The sequence below is a fragment of the Streptomyces roseochromogenus subsp. oscitans DS 12.976 genome (assembly GCF_000497445.1).
GTDB lineage: Bacteria > Actinomycetota > Actinomycetes > Streptomycetales > Streptomycetaceae > Streptomyces > Streptomyces oscitans.
This window is the reverse complement of the sequence record NZ_CM002285.1, coordinates 8468062-8468950: the sequence shown is the minus strand read 5'-3', so window position 1 is coordinate 8468950 and position 889 is coordinate 8468062. Positions and strand designations below refer to the sequence as shown.

The 889-nt window shown below is 77.4% G+C and carries 1 pseudogene; it reads right to left on the bottom strand.

Going from position 1 to position 889, the window contains the following annotated elements:
• Positions 1–889 (bottom strand): annotated as a pseudogene (locus M878_RS86275) (cation-translocating P-type ATPase); the annotation flags it as partial.

The following is an 889-nucleotide window of genomic DNA, read 5'->3' as shown; positions in this document are numbered from 1 at the left end:
GCACGCGCCACACGTCGGGCAGCCCGTGCAGAGCCAGGATGTCCGCGCCCCACACCACGGCGCCCTCGCGGTCGGTCAGGGCGAGGGCGATGTCGGCGGCGCGCAGCCCGGCCAGGACGTCGCGCTCGTCGGCCGTGCGCACCCGGGCGACGGCGAGCACCGCGCCCGCGTCGCCGCGCGCCTCGTACACCACGTCGTCCAGCGGCCGGCGCGCGTCCACGACCTGGTCGGCGAGGCCGGTGAAGTCCTCCAGGGCGGGGTCGTCCACGAGTACGACCCTGAGCCCCGCACGGCGGGCCGCGTCCAGCACCGGCTCGGCCCACGGGTCGGCCTCGCCGTCGTCGGCGCGCAGCACGCTCGGGTGCAGGACGACCGTGCCGGCCAGCTCCAGCCGGCGCAGCCGGTCCGGGTCGCGGACCAGCACGCCGGTGCGGGCGAGTGCGGCGCTCAGCAGCGCGTGGAAGGCGGCGGGGCCGTAGCGTGCGGCCTTCGGCGAACCCGCGAGGACCGCCTCGGCCGCCTCGGTGACGTTGTGCTTGACCAGCAGGGTGGCCGCGGCGCCCAGCACACTGCCCGTGGCGGCGTGGTCGGCGTACTCCTGGGCCGGGGTTTCCGGCAGCGGCGGGCGGGGAGCGCCGTCCGCCGGGAGGCTGACGCGGCCGGGCGCGCACAGCTGGTCGTGTACGGCGTCGAAGGCGGCGGCACGCGCCACCGTCTCGGCCACCTGGCAGGCCCGCAGGGCGGCGTCGAGCAGGAGGGAGGCCGGGGTCTGCCCGGCGCCGTGGACCACGGCGTTGGCACAGGCCAGCACGAGGTCCATGCGGGAATCTCCGAGCCGGGCACGCAGCCAGGCTCGAAAGCCCGGGTTCTCCCGCAGCAGGGTCACCAT